The organism is Bacillus sp. 05T22 (assembly GCF_056396765.1).
The window spans coordinates 1-22,237 of sequence record NZ_JBFTMC010000128.1 but is presented as its reverse complement, the minus strand read 5'-3'; the positions used below and the strand labels follow the sequence as shown (position 1 = coordinate 22,237).

General features: G+C 37.8%; 22 protein-coding genes and 2 pseudogenes. 8 read left to right on the top strand and 16 right to left on the bottom strand.

Annotated features, from left to right (window positions below; genetic code table 11):
- The 3 genes from AC1DIT_RS24470 to AC1DIT_RS24460 all read right to left on the bottom strand — a co-directional run.
- On the bottom strand, positions 1–156 hold a 156-nt coding region (locus AC1DIT_RS24470; RefSeq protein ID WP_476998467.1), incomplete at its 3' end, for a cation efflux transmembrane domain-containing protein.
- A 206-nt stretch (positions 157–362) separates the two neighbouring features.
- Positions 363–2,627, bottom strand: a complete 2,265-nt coding sequence (secDF, locus tag AC1DIT_RS24465; protein WP_016132066.1) for a protein translocase subunit SecDF — start codon at positions 2,625–2,627, stop codon at positions 363–365.
- A gap of 346 nt (positions 2,628–2,973) precedes the next feature.
- Positions 2,974–3,258, bottom strand: a complete 285-nt coding sequence (locus tag AC1DIT_RS24460; protein ID WP_016116450.1) for a post-transcriptional regulator — start codon at positions 3,256–3,258, stop codon at positions 2,974–2,976.
- Between the two features lie 218 nt (positions 3,259–3,476).
- Here AC1DIT_RS24460 and spoVB point away from each other — a divergent pair, with 218 nt between their 5' ends.
- Positions 3,477–5,036, top strand: coding sequence for a stage V sporulation protein B (spoVB, locus tag AC1DIT_RS24455; RefSeq protein WP_016116451.1), 1,560 nt, complete (start codon positions 3,477–3,479; stop codon positions 5,034–5,036).
- 87 nt (positions 5,037–5,123) lie between these two features.
- Here the strand turns inward: spoVB and AC1DIT_RS24450 are convergent, their stop codons facing one another.
- On the bottom strand, positions 5,124–5,780 hold the full coding sequence (locus tag AC1DIT_RS24450; protein WP_016116452.1) for a DUF421 domain-containing protein: 657 nt from the start codon (positions 5,778–5,780) through the stop codon (positions 5,124–5,126).
- Between the two features lie 114 nt (positions 5,781–5,894).
- Between AC1DIT_RS24450 and AC1DIT_RS24445 the strand changes: the two genes are divergently transcribed.
- Positions 5,895–6,278, top strand: coding sequence for a TIGR04086 family membrane protein (locus AC1DIT_RS24445; protein ID WP_016116453.1), 384 nt, complete (start codon positions 5,895–5,897; stop codon positions 6,276–6,278).
- 31 nt (positions 6,279–6,309) lie between these two features.
- Here the strand turns inward: AC1DIT_RS24445 and yajC are convergent, their stop codons facing one another.
- Genes yajC through ruvA form a run of 6 tightly spaced genes read right to left on the bottom strand, consistent with a single transcriptional unit; the run spans position 6,310 to position 10,645 of the window.
- Positions 6,310–6,570, bottom strand: coding sequence for a preprotein translocase subunit YajC (yajC, locus tag AC1DIT_RS24440; RefSeq protein ID WP_016116454.1), 261 nt, complete (start codon positions 6,568–6,570; stop codon positions 6,310–6,312).
- Between the two features lie 28 nt (positions 6,571–6,598).
- On the bottom strand, positions 6,599–7,738 hold the full coding sequence (tgt, locus tag AC1DIT_RS24435) for a tRNA guanosine(34) transglycosylase Tgt (RefSeq protein WP_016116455.1): 1,140 nt from the start codon (positions 7,736–7,738) through the stop codon (positions 6,599–6,601).
- A gap of 14 nt (positions 7,739–7,752) precedes the next feature.
- Positions 7,753–8,805 carry a tRNA preQ1(34) S-adenosylmethionine ribosyltransferase-isomerase QueA gene (gene queA, locus AC1DIT_RS24430; protein ID WP_476998466.1) on the bottom strand — a complete coding sequence of 351 codons (1,053 nt, stop codon included), beginning with the start codon at positions 8,803–8,805 and terminating at the stop codon, positions 7,753–7,755.
- A gap of 18 nt (positions 8,806–8,823) precedes the next feature.
- Positions 8,824–9,024 (bottom strand): DUF2905 domain-containing protein, encoded by a 201-nt coding sequence (locus AC1DIT_RS24425; protein WP_016116457.1) that lies wholly within the window; start codon positions 9,022–9,024, stop codon positions 8,824–8,826.
- On the bottom strand, positions 9,021–10,022 hold the full coding sequence (gene ruvB / locus AC1DIT_RS24420) for a Holliday junction branch migration DNA helicase RuvB (RefSeq protein WP_016116458.1): 1,002 nt from the start codon (positions 10,020–10,022) through the stop codon (positions 9,021–9,023). Before ruvB ends, AC1DIT_RS24425 begins: the two co-directional genes overlap by 4 nt.
- A 5-nt stretch (positions 10,023–10,027) precedes the next feature.
- Positions 10,028–10,645, bottom strand: coding sequence for a Holliday junction DNA helicase RuvA (ruvA, locus tag AC1DIT_RS24415; protein WP_016116459.1), 618 nt, complete (start codon positions 10,643–10,645; stop codon positions 10,028–10,030).
- 190 nt (positions 10,646–10,835) lie between these two features.
- Here ruvA and AC1DIT_RS24410 point away from each other — a divergent pair.
- Positions 10,836–11,601 (top strand): annotated as a pseudogene (locus AC1DIT_RS24410) (TroA family protein).
- Positions 11,602–11,619: 18 nt separating this feature from the next.
- Here the strand turns inward: AC1DIT_RS24410 and AC1DIT_RS24405 are convergent.
- Positions 11,620–12,144, bottom strand: a complete 525-nt coding sequence (locus tag AC1DIT_RS24405) for a BofC C-terminal domain-containing protein (RefSeq protein ID WP_016116461.1) — start codon at positions 12,142–12,144, stop codon at positions 11,620–11,622.
- 454 nt (positions 12,145–12,598) lie between these two features.
- Here AC1DIT_RS24405 and AC1DIT_RS24400 point away from each other — a divergent pair, with 454 nt between their 5' ends.
- A complete protein-coding gene (locus tag AC1DIT_RS24400) occupies positions 12,599–13,033 on the top strand; it encodes a hypothetical protein (protein WP_016116462.1) in 435 nt (144 codons plus the stop codon).
- Positions 13,034–13,101: 68 nt separating this feature from the next.
- On the opposite strand, the gene AC1DIT_RS24395 is transcribed toward AC1DIT_RS24400, so the two are convergent.
- The 5 genes from AC1DIT_RS24395 to nadB all read right to left on the bottom strand — a co-directional run bounded on the left by AC1DIT_RS24395 (position 13,102) and on the right by nadB (position 19,164).
- Positions 13,102–13,782, bottom strand: a complete 681-nt coding sequence (locus tag AC1DIT_RS24395; RefSeq protein WP_016116463.1) for a YhcN/YlaJ family sporulation lipoprotein — start codon at positions 13,780–13,782, stop codon at positions 13,102–13,104.
- Between the two features lie 141 nt (positions 13,783–13,923).
- Positions 13,924–15,441, bottom strand: a complete 1,518-nt coding sequence (safA, locus tag AC1DIT_RS24390) for a SafA/ExsA family spore coat assembly protein (protein WP_476998465.1) — start codon at positions 15,439–15,441, stop codon at positions 13,924–13,926.
- Positions 15,442–15,645: 204 nt separating this feature from the next.
- Positions 15,646–16,752, bottom strand: a complete 1,107-nt coding sequence (gene nadA / locus AC1DIT_RS24385; protein WP_016133268.1) for a quinolinate synthase NadA — start codon at positions 16,750–16,752, stop codon at positions 15,646–15,648.
- Between the two features lie 29 nt (positions 16,753–16,781).
- Positions 16,782–17,618, bottom strand: coding sequence for a carboxylating nicotinate-nucleotide diphosphorylase (gene nadC, locus AC1DIT_RS24380; protein WP_016132070.1), 837 nt, complete (start codon positions 17,616–17,618; stop codon positions 16,782–16,784).
- A gap of 19 nt (positions 17,619–17,637) precedes the next feature.
- Positions 17,638–19,164 carry an L-aspartate oxidase gene (gene nadB, locus AC1DIT_RS24375; protein WP_016132071.1) on the bottom strand — a complete coding sequence of 509 codons (1,527 nt, stop codon included), beginning with the start codon at positions 19,162–19,164 and terminating at the stop codon, positions 17,638–17,640.
- A 371-nt stretch (positions 19,165–19,535) separates the two neighbouring features.
- Between nadB and AC1DIT_RS24370 the strand changes: the two genes are divergently transcribed.
- From AC1DIT_RS24370 to AC1DIT_RS24355, 4 genes and pseudogenes are all read left to right on the top strand, one after another.
- On the top strand, positions 19,536–20,678 hold the full coding sequence (locus AC1DIT_RS24370; protein WP_033671518.1) for an IscS subfamily cysteine desulfurase: 1,143 nt from the start codon (positions 19,536–19,538) through the stop codon (positions 20,676–20,678).
- Positions 20,678–21,220 (top strand): transcription repressor NadR, encoded by a 543-nt coding sequence (locus tag AC1DIT_RS24365; protein ID WP_016116470.1) that lies wholly within the window; start codon positions 20,678–20,680, stop codon positions 21,218–21,220. Before AC1DIT_RS24370 ends, AC1DIT_RS24365 begins: the two co-directional genes overlap by 1 nt.
- Before the next feature lie 88 nt (positions 21,221–21,308).
- The gene (locus AC1DIT_RS24360; protein ID WP_016116471.1) at positions 21,309–21,956 is read left to right on the top strand and encodes an MOSC domain-containing protein; all 648 of its coding nucleotides are present in this window, start codon (positions 21,309–21,311) and stop codon (positions 21,954–21,956) included.
- Positions 21,957–22,057: 101 nt separating this feature from the next.
- Positions 22,058–22,237: pseudogene (locus AC1DIT_RS24355) on the top strand (IS3-like element ISBt2 family transposase); the annotation flags it as partial.

Here is a 22,237-nt window from a genome sequence, read left to right as displayed (position 1 = left end):
AACTACATCAGACGCTGAATGAACCGCGTCCGCTAAAAGCGCCTTACTATTCCCAATATAACCAATTACTGCTTTTACAATCGCTAAGACAATATTACCAACGATTCCAACAATGGCACCAAACTCGGCCTGTTTAAAACGTTCATCTTTTTCCATAACTGAAATCCCTTCTTTTCTCAAACTACCTTTTTTATTGTTACAAAAAATAAAGGAAGTGTCACTGTCCCTAACACCCCGATTGGTTCCACTAACCTTTCGCAAAAACCGCTAAAGGAAGTGTCACTTTAGTGTATCCGCAAACGAAAAAAGAGATGCCTCTAATGTAAAGAGGCATCATCTTTTTATATGTTCTGTTCTAACCTTTATACTTGTGGTTCAGATACTTCAGTTTCTACTTTTTTCTTGCCTTTTCCTTTTTTCAATCGGCGATTTTCAAGCATTAGCCAGATTTGAGAAGCTACGAAAACAGAAGAGTACGTACCTACAACTAGTCCAATCATTAATGCAAGTGAGAAGTTTCGCAGTGATTCACTACCGAAGATCAGCAGTGCAATAACAGGAAGAAGTACCGTTAAAACTGTATTAATGGAACGACCAATTGTTTGACGAATACTTGAGTTTACGATTTCTTCTAAATCTTTCACGTCGCGAATTCGTTTTTTCTGTTTGTATAACTCACGGTTTCGGTCAAATGTAACAATCGAGTCATTGATGGAATAACCAATGATTGTTAATACCGCAGCGATAAACGTTAAATCTACTTCCAACCTAAAGATACTGAACACAGTAATCATAACAAAAGCATCATGTAACAATGCAATTACAGCAGATACCGCATATGTGAAACGGAAACGAATACTCACATATAAAATGATAACCGCTGAGGCAATTATAACTGCAATAAATGCGCTTCGCGCGATTTCTTTCCCGATTGTTGGAGAAACCGTACTTATATTCGGCTCTGTACCATATTTATCGTGGAAGAATGTTTTTGCTTTTGCAATTTCATCTTTCGATAAAACACCAATTGTACGAACAGCAAATCCTTTATTGTCATCGCCTGTTGGTACAATATCTTCTTTTTTCACATCAATCTTCAGTTCATGCAAGTCTTTTTGTACTTGAGACACACTAATCACTTGTTTTGATTGCAAGTCCATACGTGTACCACTTGCAAAGTCAATACCAAGGTTCATTTTGAAAATTGGTAGTATAATTGCTCCAGCAATCACAACGACAATTGAGAATAAGAAGAATTTGTGACCAATATTTACAAAGTTAATGCGATCAAATTTCGTTGGTGCATGTTCTACCCCTTTTGACAACGGAATAATTTCTTTCTGTTTCACACCAAAATAAGAGACTTTCTTATCGAAGTAACGGCTTTTCACAAGCAATCCAAGTAGGAAACGAGTACCGAATACGTTCGTAATGAAACCAACTAAAATACTTACAATTAAACTTGTTGCGAACCCTTGTACAGAGCTTGTACCACATACAAATAATACACCAGCTGCAGCAAGTGTTGTAATGTTCGCATCTAAAATTGTTGCTAACGAACGATGGTTACCAGCACGATATGCTGACATCATTGACTTACCAATTCGTAATTCTTCCTTCAGTCGTTCGTATGTAATGATATTCGCGTCAACCGCTATACCAACCCCGAGCACCAATGCCGCAATGCCTGGTAAGGTAAGAACTGCATGCATCCAGTTAAAGACGAGCAATGTAACGAAAATGTATAAACCTAACATAATGACCGCTACAAGCCCTGGTAAACGATAGAATACAAGCATGAATAAGAAGATAAGAGCAATCCCGATTGCACTAGCAAAAATCGTTTCTTGCAATGCTTGTTGACCAAATTTTGCTCCAACAGATGTTGAATACATTTCTTTTAAATCAACAGGAAGTGCACCCGCATTTAATAAAGATGAAAGTTGTTTTGCACTTTCAACTGTAAAGTTTCCACCTACGATTGAAACTTCAGCTTGATTAAACACTTGGCTTACTGTTGCTGCTGATAAGAATTTCGGATTTGGTTTTGCAGCTTCTGCTTTATACGAATCTTTACCTTCTTCAAAATCAAGCCAAATCACCATTAAGTTTGTTGGTGGAGGCATTTTAGATATTTTTTCAGTCACTTCGCGGAATTTATCAGCGCTTTTCAATGTAAGCCCTACACTTGGTCGACCTTGTTCATCAAACGTTTGCTTCGCTCCGCCGCCCTTTAAATCCGTTCCGTCCATGAGAAGGTTATCATTCACATCACGGAATGTTAATTTTGCTTGTGTAGATAAAATTTCACGTGCTTTTTGCTGATCTTTCACGCCAGCAAGCTGAACACGAATTCGATCTTTTCCTTCGATTTGAATGTTCGGTTCACTTACACCAAGAACATTGACACGATTATTAAGGGCACCCACTGTACTTACAAGTGCATCATGATCGATTTTATCTCCCTTTTTCGCTGGCTTTACTTCATACAAGATTTCAAAGCCACCACGAAGGTCTAGTCCAAGACTAATTCCTTTTGTTATGTTTTTTCCTGTCGCGCCAATAATTCCACCGATTAATAAAACGATGAGAAAAAAGGCGACGATTCTAGTACCGCGCTTTGCCATATGTACCTTCTTTCTGCTACTAAAACCATAAACAAATCATATCATTCATTTACGCTAGACAATTTCCTGTAACAACCATTTCTGTTTATTCACAGGCATCCCTTTACACTTCTGCATTTGTCTACTTAGTAGGCTTCCTTTCTGTGAATTTTCAACTTTCATACTAGCCATATAGGCAAAACCTCAGTTCTACATTTTAGACGCTGGGCTGCAACCTATATCTTACTACAAATTTTTATGACTTCTGCTTCCTACCTCCTTTACTTAAAATCTCTGACATATACATTCCTATTTATCAATACCTATCATTATACTGCAAAAGGAAGAACAAACCAATTACAGTCGGTTATTTATTTTCATATTTTTCAAATGACCAAAGTGGCGCTTGATACGCTTCTACTGTTAAATATGTCATGTACTCATTTGCTGTTAATGTTAGCACATCATTCACAAGCCCATACAATCTAACTTCACTATCTACTTTTTTCCACTTTTTACTTTTTAAACATTTCCAAATATCATTAACAGTTACTCGATCATAGCCAAACATTTGGAATTCTTCTACTTTGCTCTCTAAAACGACTTGTAACTGTCCGCGGTAAGCTTCTACCAAATCTTCTTTTTCAATCATACCATCACATCTCCTTTTGATTTCAGCACGAAAAGTCGCTTTTCATCCCGCTCTAATGGACAGCAATAACTGTCTTTAAGGGTTTCATCGCTCTGCTCTTTCCCATGAAAGTCTTACTTTATAAGCGCATCCTCTTAAATGCTTGTCATTCTTGTCTCATACGTGCATATAAATTATTGTAAATCATTCCATTGATTTTGAGAAGGTAGGAGAAGATCATGACGAGACAAAGCTTTTTACGAGGTGCATTTATTTTAATGCTAGCTGGTTTTATTACAAAAATTCTCGGGTTCATAAACCGAATTGTAATGGCGCGTATTTTAGGAGAAGAAGGCGTCGGTCTTTACATGATGGCTGTCCCCACCTTTATTTTAGCAATTACATTAACACAAATCGGACTTCCTGTTGCCATTGCAAAATTCGTTGCAGAGGCGGAAGCAGTAAATGACAAACAAAAAGTAAAGAGAATATTAACAGTATCATTAGCTGTTACATCCGTTATTAGTATTATCTTAACAATCGGCATCATGCTTCTAACGCCCATCTTAGCTGAAACTTTATTAACGGATAAAAGAACGTACTATCCACTAATGGCAATTTTACCTGTCGTTCCTGTTATTGCGGTTTCCTCTGTTTTGCGCGGCTATTTCCAAGGAAAACAAAATATGAAACCAAGCGCATATGCACAAGTGTTAGAACAGGTTGTCCGTATTACCATTATTGCCGTATGTATTCGGTTATTTTTACCTTACGGTGTTGAATACGCCGCTGCAGGTGCAATGTTATCAGCTGTTCTTGGGGAAGTTGCTTCTTTATTATTCTTACTCACTTTATTTCAGCGTGAAAAACATCTTTCTATACGAACTGGTTTTCTAAACACTGTCAAAGAAAGTAAACATACTTTTCATTCACTTATGGAAATTGCACTTCCAACTACAGGAAGTCGCTTAATTGGATCGGTCTCTTATTTTTTCGAACCAATTATCGTTATGCAAAGCTTAGCGCTAGCTGGTGTTGCGGCTTCAGTTGCTACACAGCAATACGGCATATTAAACGGCTATGCATTTCCTCTCTTATCATTGCCAGCCTTTATTACATATGCGCTTTCTACAGCACTCGTACCATCCATTAGTGAAGCAATGGCAAAAAAACAACATCGATTAGTAGAACACCGTCTGCAACAAGCGCTCCGTATTTCTTTAATTACTGGAGGGTGGTCAGTCGTTATTCTTTATGTATTTGCTTCACCTGTTTTAACTCTCATGTACGGTTCAGATAGCGCAACTGCATTCATTCAATTACTTGCACCATGCTTTTTATTTCACTATTTTCAAAGCCCCCTTACATCTGTTTTGCAAGCTTTAAACTTAGCACGCGCCGCGATGATGAACACGTTTATCGGAGCCATTGTAAAACTGCTCGTTATTTTCTTACTCGCTTCACGTCCAGAATTTCAAATGATGGGGGTCGCACTTGCAATTGCCGCTAACATTGTGACGGTAACATTCCTTCACTACGCTACCGTCTTAAAGAAAATTACATTTACAATTCACATGAGAGATTATATTTTCGGGGGAATTACGATTGCCATTGCAGGAGCTTTCGGATTCTATCTTCATAAATATATTGTTTTTTCACATTCACTTGGCATACAAACATTATGGGAAATTACACTAACCACTATCCTTTATATTCTGCTTCTTCTTATTTTCAAACTGATTCGTAAAGAAGAATTACGACGTATTCCTATTGTTCGTAAACTTTTGATTTCAAAATAAAGTGAAACTTTACTCAGTAGAGGGTTCTCCATCCCCACTATCCGCAAATAGCTGGGTAAATAGGCTTGCCTCTAGTCTGGCAAGCCTTTACTTCTCTTTCACATCGACAAAAAACTGTCCATTTTGAAAACTACAATACAAAATTTTTTTCACATCGTTATGCCCTAAGTTTTTTAATTTCTCTACTAGCCAGCCATCCGAATGCTCAATCATCTGTAAATGTTTATATTGAATTTCCCCATCAATAATTAAAGGAAGCGAAAACAGCGGTGTATCATTTTTACTCTTCTTACTTTTTTGTTTTTGAAAGACAGACAATTTTCCAGATGGCTCTAAAATAGCATACTCTACATCTCTTATATCTCCAACTCCCAGCTCACGTAATTGCATCATTAAGTCGTCTATATTATAGCGTTGCTTCCGCATCTGTTTCTCATCAATTTTTCCTGCATTCACAATAATAGCTGGCTCACCTTCTATTAAATGACGAATACGCTGGTTTTTTAAAGAAACAATCGATAAAGTTATTTGCACAGCCATGAGCAATACCATAGGAACAAGTTGATGCCAAAGAGACTTATCTGTATTTTCAATTGCGACCACAGCCATCTCACCAAGCATAATAAAAACCACTAAATCTAATACACTAAGTTCTCCAATTTCGCGTTTTCCCATAAGGCGAAAGATAATTAAAATCACAACATATAAAAGCATCGTCCGTCCAATTATCGATAGCCATTCCATTACTTTTTTCTCCTTTTTTAAACATTTTCTACTCATAGGTTTCCCTATAAAAAAGAAACTAGTCTAACTTATCAAAAATGAAAATATGCTTGTATTAAAAAGGGGGAATGCATAATGGATGGAACGAAAAAATTATCTACAGCAATCGGATTTGGGATTATCACTTTATTAATACTGGCCTCTATTACAAGTATGTTGATTGCTCTTTTATTAAAGTTTACAGATATAAGTGAAGGAACATTGGCTATAACCATTTTTATACTCGCTTTTCTTTCCATGCTCATATCCGGGTTTATCGCTGGCAAAAAAGCGCAAGGAAAAGGATGGTTCGTCGGATTCACAACCGGACTTATCTTTGCTATTCTTGTTTTTCTCGTTAACTACTTAGGTTTCTCTCACGCTTTATCTAATTCACAGCTTCTCTATCAACTTGGTTTAATGGGGGCAAGTACACTCGGAGGCATATTTGGCGTTAACATGTCAAAACGTACAGATTGAAAAAGCCCTGCATTCGCAGGGCTTTTTACTATTACTTCTTCACAACTTCACGAATCGCATTGCGATCGAATGTTAAGTGTGCACCACCAGATTTAACAACAATTGTAGTCTCATCTACTGATTCAATTGTGCCGTGTAAGCCACCGATTGTTACGATAGGATCACCTTTTTGGATTTCGCTTTGCATTTGAGCTACTGCCTTTTGACGCTTTTGCTGCGGGCGAATTAATAAGAAATAGAAAATCGCAAACATCGCAACGATCATGACAATATTCATCATACCTGGATTCATTTTTTGTTCCTCCTTTAATTATTATGTATTAGAAGTTTTTAGCATTCGGTTTATTAAAGCCATATTGTTCAAAGAACTCTTCACGGAAATCGCCAAGACGGTCTTCACGAATGGCTTGTCTCACCTGCTCCATTAAGTTTAACAGAAAATGAAGGTTGTGATAAGACGTTAAACGAATTCCAAACGTTTCATCACATTTCATTAAGTGACGAATGTACGCACGAGAATAATTTTTACATGTGTAGCAATCACAATTTGGATCAAGTGGGCCAAAGTCTCTTGCAAACTTCGCATTTTTCACAACAAGACGTCCTTGACTTGTCATACATGTACCGTTTCGAGCAATACGAGTTGGAAGTACGCAGTCAAACATATCAATACCACGAATTGCACCATCAATTAATGAGTCAGGAGAACCTACCCCCATTAAATAACGTGGTTTATTGTCTGGAAGAAGCGGTGTTGTAAATTCCAGTACGCGGTTCATAATATCCTTTGGTTCCCCAACTGATAATCCACCTACTGCATAACCAGGGAAGTCCATTGAAACAAGGTCTTTCGCACTTTGGCGACGAAGTTCTTCAAACTCTCCGCCCTGTACAATCCCAAATAACCCTTGATCTTGTGGACGTTCGTGAGCTTTTAAACAACGCTCTGCCCAGCGGCTCGTACGTTCTACAGATTTTTTCATATATTCAAAAGTAGCAGGAAACGGTGGGCATTCATCAAATGCCATCATAATATCTGAACCTAATGCATTCTGAATCTCCATCGCTTTTTCTGGTGATAAGAATAACTTGTCTCCATTTAAGTGATTACGGAAGTGAACCCCCTCTTCTTCAATACGACGGAAATCACTTAAACTAAACACTTGGAAACCACCGGAATCTGTTAAGATTGCACGGTCCCAGTTCATAAATTTATGTAAACCACCTGCTTCACGTATAATTTCATGACCTGGACGAAGCCATAAATGATACGTATTACTTAAAATAATGCCAGAATCCATCGCCTTTAACTCTTCTGGTGACATTGTTTTAACTGTTGCAAGTGTACCAACTGGCATAAATGTTGGTGTATCAAATGAGCCGTGCGGTGTATGAACGCGACCTAAACGGGCACCCGTTTGTTTACATGTTTTAATAAATTCATAACGAATTGCTGTCATAGATTTACTCCTTTTTATTTACTTCTTTCTTTAGCATGAGATGCAACGAACATCGCATCACCGAAGCTAAAGAAACGGTATTTTTCTTTTACTGCTTCATTATAAGCATGAAGGACATTTTCTCTACTTGCAAATGCACTTACAAGCATAATTAATGTTGATTTTGGCAAATGGAAGTTTGTAATTAAACCGTCAATTGCTTTAAATTCATATCCTGGATACATAAAAATATCCGTCCATCCCGATGCCGCACAAAGCTTACCATCGTGATCTGTAGCAATCGTTTCTAGTGTACGTGTTGACGTTGTACCAACAGTAATAATACGACCGCCGTTCTCTTTCACACGATTTAACAAATCTGCCGTTTCTTCTGACATATGATAATACTCAGCATGCATATGGTGTTCTTCAATTGTATCCGCAGACACTGGTCTAAATGTACCAAGGCCAACATGAAGCGTAATGAATGCTAAATGAACGCCTTTTTTCTTCAATTTCTCTAATAATTCTTCTGTAAAATGAAGCCCAGCTGTCGGCGCTGCTGCAGAACCAATTTCCTTCGCATATACCGTTTGATAACGATCACGGTCTTCCAGTGTCTCTTTAATATATGGAGGAAGCGGCATTTCTCCAAGTTCATCTAAAATTTCATAAAAGATACCGTCATATGAAAACTCAAGCTGGCGGCCACCTTGATCWGCTGTTCCAATGCAAGTTGCTTTTAACTTTCCTTCACCAAAAGAAATGATAGTTCCTTCTTTTACACKTTTAGCTGGCTTTACAAGCGTTTCCCATTTATCTCCATCTTCTTGCTTTAAAAGAAGCACTTCAATATGTGCGCCTGTATCTTCTTTCACACCATGCAAACGAGCAGGCATAACTTTCGTTTCATTTAAAACTAAACAATCACCCTCATGTAAATAAGAAAGAATGTCAGTAAAATGCTTATGCTCTATATCACCTGTTTCACGGTCTAACACCATTAATCTTGATGTTTCGCGCTGTTCAAGCGGCGTTTGAGCAATGAGTTCTTCTGGTAAATGAAAATCAAACAGATTAATATCCATAACTATATCCACCTATTTCTATTTAAATCGATTTATTATAAACATAATAAAAGATAATACAATACTTAACACAATACATGTAATGATCGGAAAATAAAAGGTAACGTTTCCTTTTTTCACAAAAATATCGCCTGGAAGCCTTCCGATGAACTTCCAAGCTACTCCAACGACAATGAGAAGAATACCAGCTGTAATAAGCAGCTTTGGCATATCCGTCATACCCCTGGCATCTCCATTCCGAAATGTTCATAAGCGAGTGGCGTTACAATTCGTCCTCTTGGCGTTCGTTGTAAAAACCCAATTTGTAGTAAATATGGTTCATACACATCTTCAATCGTCGTAGACTCTTCCCCAATTGTCGCTGAGACCGTTTCTAATCCAACTGGACCACCACGGAACTTTTCAATAATACCAAGCAATAATTTATGATCGATATGATCAAGCCCTAGTTTATCGACTTGCAATAGTTCTAATGCCATTTGTGTAATTTCCATCGCAATCGTTCCATCGCTTCGAACTTGTGCAAAGTCACGAACACGTCTTAGTAACCGGTTTGCGATACGCGGCGTACCTCGTGCACGCCTTGCAATTTCTAAAGCAGCTAATGAGTCAATTTCAACTTCAAACACTTCTGCTGTACGCTCTACAATAGCTGATAGTTGATCTACTGTATAATACTCTAACCGTGATAACACACCAAAGCGGTCACGAAGCGGTGCTGATAATGCACCAGCGCGCGTTGTTGCGCCAACCAGCGTAAACGGCGGTAAATCAAGCCTTACTGAGCGTGCTGATGGGCCTTTCCCAATCACAATATCAAGACAAAAGTCCTCCATTGCTGGGTATAGTACCTCTTCAATTGACCTATGCAAACGATGAATTTCATCAATAAATAATACATCACCAGGTTGAAGCGCCGTTAATACTGCCGCTAAATCTCCTGGGCGTTCAATTGCTGGACCTGACGTCGTTCGAATATTAACGCCCATTTCATTGGCAATAATATTCGCAAGCGTCGTTTTCCCAAGTCCTGGCGGCCCGTATAATAGTACGTGATCCAATGTTTCCTCACGCATTTTCGCTGCTTCAATAAACACTTCTAAATTATGTTTCGCCTTATCTTGGCCAATATATTGACGGAGCGTCTGTGGCCGTAACGAATATTCTAAGTCCGCATCTTCATATGCCGATTCTCCTGAGAGAAGACGTTCGTCCATTCTACTCACCTCTTACCATTTAGTAAAAGACTAAGTGCCTTTTTAATATACTGATCCGTCGTAAGTGATTCTTTTAATAACTCCGGTACAACACGAGAAACTTCTCGTTCTGCATAGCCAAGTGCACGAAGTGCCTCAAGCGCTTCATCAAGCTCAGCTGATGAACCCTTCTTCTCGTCGAAACGTTCTACATCTGAGAATAAATCAACAAACGCATCTGGTACAACATCAGCTAATTTTCCTTTTAAGTCTAAAATCATTTGACGTGCAGTTTTCTTTCCAACTCCCGGGAATTTCACTAAGAACTTTTCATCCTCATGTTCAATTGCTTGCACGACCTGCCCCGTTTGACCAGAAGCTAAAATAGCAAGTGCACCTTTTGGTCCGATTCCTGATACACCTAAAAGTTTTGTAAATAACAAACGCTCTTCACGTGTCTTAAATCCATAGAGCGCCATAATATCTTCTCTCACATAATGATATGTATATACACGAATTTCTTGCTTACTTCTTTGAAATACATATGGATTTGGCGTAAAAATTTGATAGCCGATTCCATTATGATCAAGAACGACATATTCTGGCCCTACATATTCCACATAGCCTGTAACATATTCAAACAAAATACGATCTCTCCCTCTCAAATCATGTATTCCATTTTAACATATTTAATGATAGAAAAGCGAGACCACCCCAACAAACGTTCTCTATTTAGCTTTTTCATTTTTTTCATATTGACAGAACAACATAAAGCAAATTAATATTACAAAGACGATAATGATTATCAATACTAATTAAAGGGGTTACATAAAGGTGAAACGCAATCTATCTATTCTATTTACTCTCATTCTTGTTGTTTTTACCATTGTTGGTTGCTCTTCTAAACAAGAAGAAGCACAGCCAAAAGAACAACCGAAAACAAAAGTTGTAAAACATGCAAAAGGTGAAGTTAAAATTCCGACAAACCCAAAAAGAATTGTCGACTTATCTGGATCATCTGAAGAACTATTACTTCTTGGTCATAAACCTGTTGGTACAGCTAACACGTATAAAGATAAAATCCAAGATCATTTGCAAGAAAAGCTAAAAGATGTAAAAGCAGTTGGTTGGTACTGGGCACCTAAAGTTGATTTAGAAGCGGTTACTGCTTTAAAACCAGACTTAATTATTTTAAACAACCGTCAATTGAAAATTTATGATCAATTAGCAAAAGTTGGCTGTAACACCGCAAAACTTCCGTGTATATGGCAGCTTCGGATATGGTGATATTCTCTTTAATGATTTAAAACTTCCTGCAACGAAAGGAACAGATTTAAAACAGACGATGGCACAAGTATCATTAGAAGGCCTTGTTGCATTCCAGCCTGATCAAATGTTTATCGTAAACTTTGGTGGCGAAGCAGATAAAGTGTTCGATGACTACAAAAATAGTGCTGTTTGGAAAGATAACAAAGCTGTAAAAAATAATCATGTTTACGAAGTAAGCAATGAAGTCTTTAACACAAAAGCATTCAACCCTATTGGCAAAGATATGCTAATTGATGAAATTGCAAAACAAATTTTAGATAAAAACAAATAAGAAAACCAGCAGCCCACATCAGCTGCTGGTTTTCTTATTTTGCACTGCATACTGCTTCATTTTCTCAATCGTCTTCACAAAACGCTCTTTTGACTTAATACGAATACCACGTTTTAGCTTTGCACGATCATAACTTTCTAGCTTTTTCATATCAATTTGGAAGAATGAATGAATCGCATTATCACTTTTTGGTACACCGTTAAAAATTTGCAGTATCCCCTCATTGGAAACACCAAAATACCCACTCGTTTTAAGTAGTGGTGAAATATCATCCACCTTTTTTTGCAGTACAATTTGCGTATCATCACGATCGACAAGCTGCCATTCTTTATACTGCTGAAGAAACTGTTCTAAATTTGCTACTTTTTCAGTGAAAATTTCCTCACTTACCTCTCCATCTACATACATACGCTCTAATAGAATCGTAACTTGAGGTTCTTTTTGCGTAACCTCTAATGCAGAAGCCGCAGCTATCACACTCGATTCATGATATAAACAAAACATAGCGATTACAACTTGAACTGCAACCATCATGAATTTCATTTCCGCTCACCTCTTCTAAGCAAAATAAAACTTCCATTTGTAGTTTTTCCGGAAATAGAAGTTTTATCCATAGTAACAGCGGTGGTTATAATGAAAATAAAAAATGCAGGTAAGGTGTAATCCCTACCTGCATGAGTCATTTACTTTTATATAATAAGAAAGACGCCTGCACATAGCAGGCGTCTTGATGCGTTTACGGCGAGAGACCAGGCGGCCACATCCGCGTGTTTAGCACTTAAGCATATCTCTCGTCTTACGTAAATTAGCTCATCGCTTTGCTAATATAACATTAATGTAAAAAGAACGCAAGCTAAACATAGAAAAATTTCATTAACTTTTTACAACAGTATTTATTCCTATAACCATTAAAGTAAAATATAAATTGATTATTGCAACATATATGTTACAATAGATGTAGATACAATGAAAAATCTGGCAAACAGGAGTGAGTATATTGAAAAGAATAAACGATGAACGTTTAATCCTTCAAAATTTAAAGAACGTTCGAATTGCCTTTCTCTTTCAATCAATTGGTATAATAGGCATCTTAGGATATATTGGCTTCAATGAAGGTATAGATCAAATTACAAAATCTCCACTATGGTTATTATTCATACTAACAAGTATACTTCTAGCCTATTTACAAATGGGAATCTCTATTGATGCAGAAGAAAATGAAAAAGAAATGAAACTAACGCCTTATTACAAACTTGTTTTACGCTCTGCTATCGTAGGGATCATTTTTGCTATTATTTATGTTATTTTCAGCCCTGAAAGACCGCGATGGGAAGGCATTCTTATGGGAAGTATTCTCTTCTTATGCTTTTTAGCTTCTTATTCTGTTGGTTACTTTATTAAGAAAAAACGTATGCAGGATATTGATGAGTGACCTCCTGCACCGCCTTTTTGATACTTAAAAAATCAAAAAGGGAAAGGCATAAACCTTTCCCTTTTTTGTTATCGCACTGTACCAGTTAGACCAGCACGAATGTCTCGGAACATATTTGTTACATCACGATTTAAATCGTTTGTAACTGTTCCGCTGCGCAGACGCGTATTCATCGCATCCACACGTTCAAACATGTCATTTTTTACTGTTACATATACATTTCGGTTTTTCACGTCATTCGCAACTGCTTGACGGATTTCATTTGCCATTGCCGTTTCATCTGTCACTGGATTGCGTGGTTTCACTGCAATAGCTACATCATTTCCACGCACAACTGTAGAAACACGATCCACATTATTCATACCCTTAACACGATTTGTAATTTTTTCTGCTGTCTTACCATCATTGTTAATGTATGAATTATTCATTGTAACGTTACGAGTTGGATATGGATTTGCCATTTGACCGTGGTAATTTACATCACGGTAATAGTTATATCCAACATCATTACGACGATCATATACATTATCCGTAACTCTATTTCCATTTCGATATGTTACATAATCTGTATATCGATCAGTACGTGCTACATTATTTTTGTATGGTTGTGTATCATAATAAGATGTACGTTCATAATTGTAGTTCGCATTGCGCCCATCCATCGCACTTTTATTCTTAGGTGTACCACATGCAGCTAATGCACTGGTAACTAACAAAGAAGCGGCAATAATTTTAATTTTTTTACTCAATATAAAAACCCCCCTTGTTAGGTTGAACTTCTCTCTCGAAAAGCTCCTTCTTATAGTGAGTAACAAAGGAGATTTTTACACTTGTTAATATTTCACTAGGAATTTTCTAACACGACCTCTTTATTGTTAACACAACTCTCTCTACTCCTCATCTTCTGCAAGTGGTTCTCCAAAAATCTCTGGTGGATCTTGCTGATAATTCATCGCACCTGGCTGCGGTGCATATGCGACTTGAGCTGTTGGATAATATGGAGAATTAGGATAATATGGCCCACCTGGCTGTGGACTATATAAATTTCTTTCCTCACCACATCCACAATCTTCTTCTGCTGGCATCATTTGCGGAACATTATTACCAGCTTGCGGTTGGTATGGCATTGAAGTATGTTGCACTGGCATTTGGTGCGGCATCATTTGCATACCTTGTGTATATGGCATTTGATAATATGGATACTGTTGTGGCATCATTTGCGATTGATATGGCATCGGTATTTGCTGCGGCATCATTTGCGGTGGTTGATTATTATCCATCATCGGCATCATTTGCGGCATTTGGTTATTATCCATCATYGGCATCATTTGCGGCATTTGRTTAYTATCCATCATCGGCATCATTTGCGGCATTTGGTTATTATCCATCATTGGCATGATATTCGGCATTTGGTTATTGTCCATCATTGGCATGATATTCGGCATTTGGTTATTATCCATCATTGGCATGATATTCGGTGGTGTTACTTGTGGAATAATAAGACTTTCTTTTGTCACATCCGGTGCAACTATATTACCCACATTTTCTTTTTGCACTTGTGGCGAAACAACATTACTGACGTTTTCTTTTTGCGTTTGCGGCGCAACTATATTACCTACATGTTCCTTTTTCGTTTGCGGCGCAACTATATTACCTACATGTTCCTTTTTCATTTGCGGCACCACTATATTACTTACATTTTCTTTTTTCGTTTGTGGTGACACTATATTACTTACATTTTCTTTTTGCGTTTGTGGTGACACTATATTGTTCGGTTTCATCTTATTAATAATTTGCGGGGCAATTAACTCGCTTCCTTTTTTTATTACATCTGAAATTTTATAGTCTTTTGCAGGCTTAATGGGTGGTTGTGGCGGCTGTGGTAATATATTTACTGAAAACTTTGTGCTTTCTTTTTCCACAGGTTTCTCCACCTTTTCTACAACTGGTGGCTTTTCAATTACAGCTGGTTTTTCAACGGCAGGCGGCTTTTGAATAGGTATTTCTTTCTGAATCGGTTTTTCTTTTTGGATTGGTACTTCTTTCTGAATCGGCTTTTCTTTTTGAATGGGCATTTCTTTTTGCGTTTGCTGCATAGCCGGTTGCTGCGTAATCGGCACAGATTGATATGGTGCTTCTTCTTCATCTTCTATTCCAAGCGGCGTAGGTGTCGCTGCAAATTCTTTTTGTTGTACCTCTTTTACATATTCTTTTGGAGGAGCTGAACCAGCACCCATATTTTTTTTCACATGCACACTGCTAGATGGCACTTTTATTTTCATACCTGGCATAATCAGATCGGGATTAGTAAGCTGCGTATTCGCCTTTTTTAACGTTTCAAAATCTACTCCGTACTTTTTCGCAATTTTCCAAAGGGTATCCCCTTTTTGCACGATATGAATTTTCAAATTTTCCCCCTCCTGTATTACTTATCTATAAGCCAAAATAATGTAAAGTGAAACTGTCCTCTATGATTTAACACTCTTGCTCTTACCATTTAGTCATACACAATATTGCACGAATATGAAAAAATACAATGATTCCCTCAACACAATGTATGACTGCAATTAGCTAATTATGTTTAATAAAAAAGCGACGGAAATCCGTCGCTTTTACACACGCTCTAACATACGATTTAAGGCAAGGACTGCTTCTTTTGTCACCTGCTTCTCTACTTGAATAACATTGATTTCCTCTCCACGCTCTATCGTTTCTAACACCCACAATAAATGTGGTAAATCAATACGATTCATCGTTAAACAAGGACACATAAAAGGGTTTAATGAAATGATTTCTTTATCAGGGTGCTGATGAAGAATTCGATTGACTAAATTCATCTCTGTACCAATCGCCCATTTACTTCCAGATGGCGCTTGTTCAATCATGTCGATAATATATTTTGTTGATCCTGCATAGTCAGAAGCTGCTACCACTTCATAACAGCATTCTGGATGCACAATAATATTCATATCGGGATGATTTTTTCGCACACTTTCAATATTTTTCACAGTGAAATTTTGATGAACCGAACAATGACCTTTCCATAAAATCACCTTCACATCTTCTATATTCCCATCATATTCTAATGAATCTGTATGCGGATCCCAAACCGCCATTTTATCTAATGAAATACCTAGGTCATACGCTGTATTTCTTCCTAAATGTTGATCTGGTAAAAAAACAAGACGCTCTTTTTGCGTAAATGCCCAAGATACCATTTTTTTTGCATTTGAAGATGTTACTGTCGCCCCGCCATTTCGTCCACAAAATGCCTTAATAGCTGCCGTAGAATTGACATATGTTAATGGAATCATCGTATCCCCAAATAACTGCGTAAGTTCGTTCCAAGCTCGTTCTGTTTGTTCGATATCTGCCATATCCGCCATGGAACAGCCAGCACGCATATCTGGTAAAATAACGATCTGTTCATCGGCCGTTAACATATCTGCTGTTTCAGCCATAAAATGCACCCCGCAAAAGACAATATATTTCGCTGCTTTATTGCTAGCCGCTACTTGCGCAAGTTGCAATGAATCTCCCGCAGCATCTGAAAATTGAACAACTTCATCCTTTTGATAATGATGCCCTGGAATAAATAATGCTTCCCCTAATTTTTCTTTAATTTCACGAACACGCTCTTCCATTTCTTGCACTGACATCGTTTGATAACGCTCTGGTAACATCGTTTCAATTAGCTGAACTTTTTCTAAAATACTCATCCGAAATCTCCCCCTCTAACCCTCTCGCTTTAAACTTCAATATTAAAGCTAATATCTAATGCCTTTACAGAATGTGTTAATAATCCGAGTGAAATATAATCTACCCCTGCCCCACCATATTTTGATAAATTTTCAATTGTAATGCCGCCTGATGCTTCTGTCACAATTGCACTTGGAACAATTTTAGAAAACTCACGAACTTCTTCTGGTGTACAGTTATCAAACATAATAATATCCGCTCCTGCGGCAATCGCTTCGCGCACTTGTTCTTCTGTTTCCGTTTCCACTTCAACTTTCACCATATGTCCAAGCTTTTCTTTCACAGATGTAACAGCTTTTGTAATAGAACCTGCAAAAGCAATATGGTTATCTTTAATCATGACACCATCGTATAATCCGAAGCGATGGTTATATCCGCCTCCGCAAACAACCGCATATTTATCAAACATGCGAAGCCCTGGCATCGTTTTTCTCGTATCACAAATACGTGTATGATCACTTTTTTCTAGCGCCAGAACAGCTTTGCGCGTCATCGTTGCTATACCACTCATGCGTTGAATAATATTTAAAATTACACGCTCCGCTGTTAATAAAGATGCAATTGGTCCTTCGACACTTGCTAAAATCTCACCTTTCCCTACGAAATCTCCGTCTTTTTTATGAAGTGTAATTTGAATGCTGTCATCTAATAATCGAAATCCTTGTTCAATTACTGCTGTCCCTACGAATACCCCTGTATCTTTCGCAAGGAACGTTCCCTTTGCCCTTAAATTATCAGGAAAAATAAGCTGAGATGTTACATCTTTTTCTCCAATATCTTCTAGAAAAAAGCTTTCTAATGCTTTTCTTACCTTTAACGCGTTCATACAATCCCTCTTCCCCTCATTACACAAGTTGTAATTTTCTATTAGCAAGAATAATTTTTTTCGTTACTTGATTTCGTCTTGGATAATCACCACGATAATGACCACCTATGCTCTCTTTTCTTTGCAGTGCTGCTTCTGTAATGAGCTGACAAACTGTTAGCATATTCATAATTGTTATATCTTCATTTGTAAAAGCTTCATATTGCATTCGAACACTTTGTACACGATAATGTTCAAACCATTGCTTCGCATATAATAAACTCTTTTCTGTTCGTACAATTCCTACGTACGTCATCATATGTTTTTGTATTTCTTTTTTCGTAGGTAACTGAGGAACTCTTGATATTCCATGTATTTCTTCGCTATTATTTATCTTTTCTTGTACCGGATGAGCTAAAATATGTGTTCCCATTCGTTTTCCAAACACAAGCCCTTCTAACAATGAGTTGCTCGCTAATCGGTTTGCACCATGCACACCGTTACAAGCTACTTCACCTACAGCATATAAATGCGGAATAGATGTTTCTCCATCACAATTCGTTTTAATGCCACCCATATGAAAATGAGCACCAGGAACAACTGGAATTCTATTTTGTTTTACATCTATACCATTCTTTTTGCATAATGCCGATACAGTAGGAAAACGTTCTTCAAAGTTTTGAATAGAAGAAATATCCAAGTATACACTTTCACCTGCAAGAAGCTGTTCATGAATCGCACGTGCCACTACGTCACGCGGTGCAAGATCATGTTGCGGATGTACATCCAGCATAAAACGCTGTCCTTTTTCATTTAACAGAACAGCTCCTTCACCCCGTACCGCTTCTGAAACAAGTCCACAGCAACGGCTGCCTACATATAGCATCGTTGGATGAAATTGTACAAATTCTAAATCAACAAGTTCGCCACCAGCTCTGTATACCATCGCGAGTCCGTCACCTGTAATCGTCTCGTCGTTAGACGTAAATGCATACAACCCTCCAACACCGCCTGTAGCTAATACAATATGTTCAGCATAGTAACGATGTATATTTCTTTCGCTATCACGGGTCAAAACACCCTTACATGTATCATTTTCTATAATTAAATCGAGCACCATTTCTCGCTCCACTACTGTAACGTACGGAGCGACTTCCTGAACCAAATGCTCTAATAAATTTCGTCCTGTTGCATCTCCACCAGCATGTAAAATACGTCGGTTTCGATGCGCACCTTCTTTTCCAAGATGGGGCCCGTTTTCATCTCCATCAAATTCCATCCCATTTGCAATGAGCTTACGAATCTCTTTCGGCCCTTCTTCCACTAAATATCGAACTGCTTCTTCATTGTTATAGCCACAACCGGCCGCTATCGTATCTTCGTAATGATCATTCACATTGTCATATGTAGCTACAGCTGCTGCAATTCCGCCCTGCGCTAAATGTGTATTGTTATCGCGGCCTGTTTTTTTTGTGATAATCATCACATTCTTTTCATGACAAATCTCTTTCGCAACACTAAGTGCTGCAACACCACTTCCAATAATTAAGACATCTGCACTTGGCATGATCATTGCCTCCTAGTTTACACTTTCCAACTGTCTTGACACCTATATTTACATAGTTTTAAAATAATGACAAGAGTTTTTTAGAAAGTAATATTTTCACCAAGGAGTTTAACGAAATTCTCATGCTATATAAATCCATTTTATTTTTTCGACATATCAATCGCTGCTACGAAGAAGAAAAGGGGACTTACACTCATTTTCTCTCTCTGTTTTTACTTGGCATGGGGCAGGAAGAGGATCTGACCGCTTCTATGCGCGGCCGGATGCTCTCTTCCACCTAAAAAGAAAGGGTTTATGTCGGTTTTTTAATTTGAATTTATATACTTTAAAATTAAAAAACGAATGTAACTCTACTATAGAGAGGACTATACATTATGATATATCTTGACTATGCAGCTACAACACCAATGAGCAAAGAAGCTATTGACACATATACGAAAGCAGCACAGCAATACTTCGGTAATGAACAAAGCTTACACGATATCGGAGGAACAGCTTCGTCTTTACTACAAGTTTGCAGGGGAGCACTTGCACAAATGATTAGAGGAAAAGAACAAGGCGTATTTTTCACAAGCGGTGGTTCTGAATCTAATTATCTTGCAATCCAGTCGCTCTTAAATGCAAAAAGCGGCAAGCACATACTTACAACACCAATGGAGCACGCATCGATTCGCAGCTACTTTCAGTCATTAACAAAGCAACGATATACAATCACGGAAATTCCTGTGGATTCATGCGGGCTTATTAACCTTAAGGCTTTAGAAGCAGCAATTACAGACGATACGGTTTTAGCAAGTATTCAGCACGGTAATTCTGAAATTGGAACCGTTCAACCTATCTCAGAAATTGGAGCACTACTAAAAAAACACCATATTTTATTTCATACAGATTGTGTACAAACATTTGGTAAACTCCCAATTGATGTCACAACGATGCAAATTGATAGCCTTTCTGTTTCCGCACATAAAATTTACGGACCAAAGGGTGTCGGAGCTTGCTATATAAACCCACAAGTTCGCTGGGAACCAGTCTTCCCAGGGACATCTCATGAAAAAGGATTTCGCCCTGGTACAGTTAACGCTCCCGGTATCGCTTCGTTTCTGACAGCAGCAGAGCATATATTGGACGATCGTGAAGAAGAACGCGCTCGTTTTGAGCAATTACGATCCTATTTTACAGAACAATTACAAGCAATTCCCCTTGAAATTCAAGTAGAAGGACATTCTACTTCTTGTTTACCTCATATTATTGGGGTTACAATAAAGGGAATAGAAGGTCAGTACACGATGTTAGAATGCAATCGCCATGGCATTGCCATTTCAACAGGAAGCGCATGTCAAGTCGGCAAACAAGAACCTTCAAAAACAATGCTTGCAATTGGAAAAACGTATGAAGAGGCAAAACAGTATGTCCGCTTTTCATTTGGACGTCATACAACGAAAGAACATATTGATACAACCATTCATGCACTATGCACAATTGGAAATCAATTTTATAGAGGTGTTAAATTATAATGAAACAAAATGACCAGAAAAAGATTTTAGGGGAAGAAAGAAGACAGCTCATCTTACAATGGCTCCTTGCTGCTAACGAACCGTTATCCGGGAGTGAATTATCTAGGAAAACAAATGTCAGCAGGCAAGTCATCGTACAAGATATTTCCTTACTAAAAGCGCGAAACGAACCAATTATCGCAACTGCACAAGGATATTTATATTTAAAACCACAAGCAAAGAAAAATACATTTGAACGTGTTATCGTCTGCCAGCATAAACCAGATGAAGTACGCCAAGAATTAACATTGCTAGTCGACCACGGTGTTACAATTAAAGATGTAAAAGTAGAACATCCTGTATACGGCGACTTAACAGCTTCTATTATGGTGAGTAATCGTTTTGATGTTGAACAATATTTGCAAAAAATTGAAGATACAAATGCTTCCTATCTATCTCAATTAACAGATGGCATCCACTTACATACAATTGAAGCAGATTCCACAGAAAAATTAAACGCTGCTTGTGATGCGCTAGATCGCGCTGGATTTCTTGTTTATTAAAATGAGAGCACAGAGAGTTTCATTCTTCTCTGTGCTTTTATTTATGAAATGATATAATATTGAAATCAATTGGTAAAGGAGAGATGATATGGGAATCAAACTCGTTCACTTTAGCATTGGCAAACCAAAACAAATGCAATATGGAGAAAATAAAGAAATGTCAACAGGCATCTGTAAAGAGCTTACAGAAGAAGCCTTTCTATCAAAAGACGGATTTCTTGGAGATGGTGTAGCTGACCTAAGGTTTCACGGCGGACCTGATCGCGCTGTTTGTGTCTATCCGTATGAACATTACGCGCTATGGGAACAAGAATTTCAAACAACACTCCCACCCTCTGCATTTGGCGAAAATATTACCGTAACAAATATGTTAGAACATGATATTTTCATCGGCGATACATATCAATTAGGTGAGGCTGTCATTCAAATTACACAAGGCCGGATACCGTGTAGTACCATCTCAAAAAGAGTTGGCATCCCCGGTATTTTACCGCGCATTGTAGAAACCGGTTATACCGGCTATTTATGCCGTGTTCTTCAAGAAGGCGTTGTTCGCAAAGACTCACAAATGAAACTACTAGAGCGCCATCCAGATCAAGTTTCTATTCTGTTTTCTAACGAAGTATATTTTCATAGACGGAAAGATACAGAGGCAATGGAGAAAATTATTGCTGTTCCAGAACTAGCAGAAGCTTGGCGCGAGCAATTAGTAGATCGCTTAGCAAAATTGAAATAAACCCCATTGCATATTGAAGTGAACCCGAATAGTGGTACATGAAAAAAACACCTCCTGAATTCGCATACTAAGTATGCAAATTCAACGGAGGTGTTTTTCATTTGAAAGAAAGAGTACATTACCCAGAAGAAATAAAGTGGAAAGTAATTGAGATGAAAAAGGATGGTTATTCAAATCGTACCATTATGGAGACACTCGGAATTAAAAATGTTTCCCAAATTAAGACATGGATGAAATGGTATCGTACAGATCAAACGTATCGTTTTCAACAACCTGTAGGA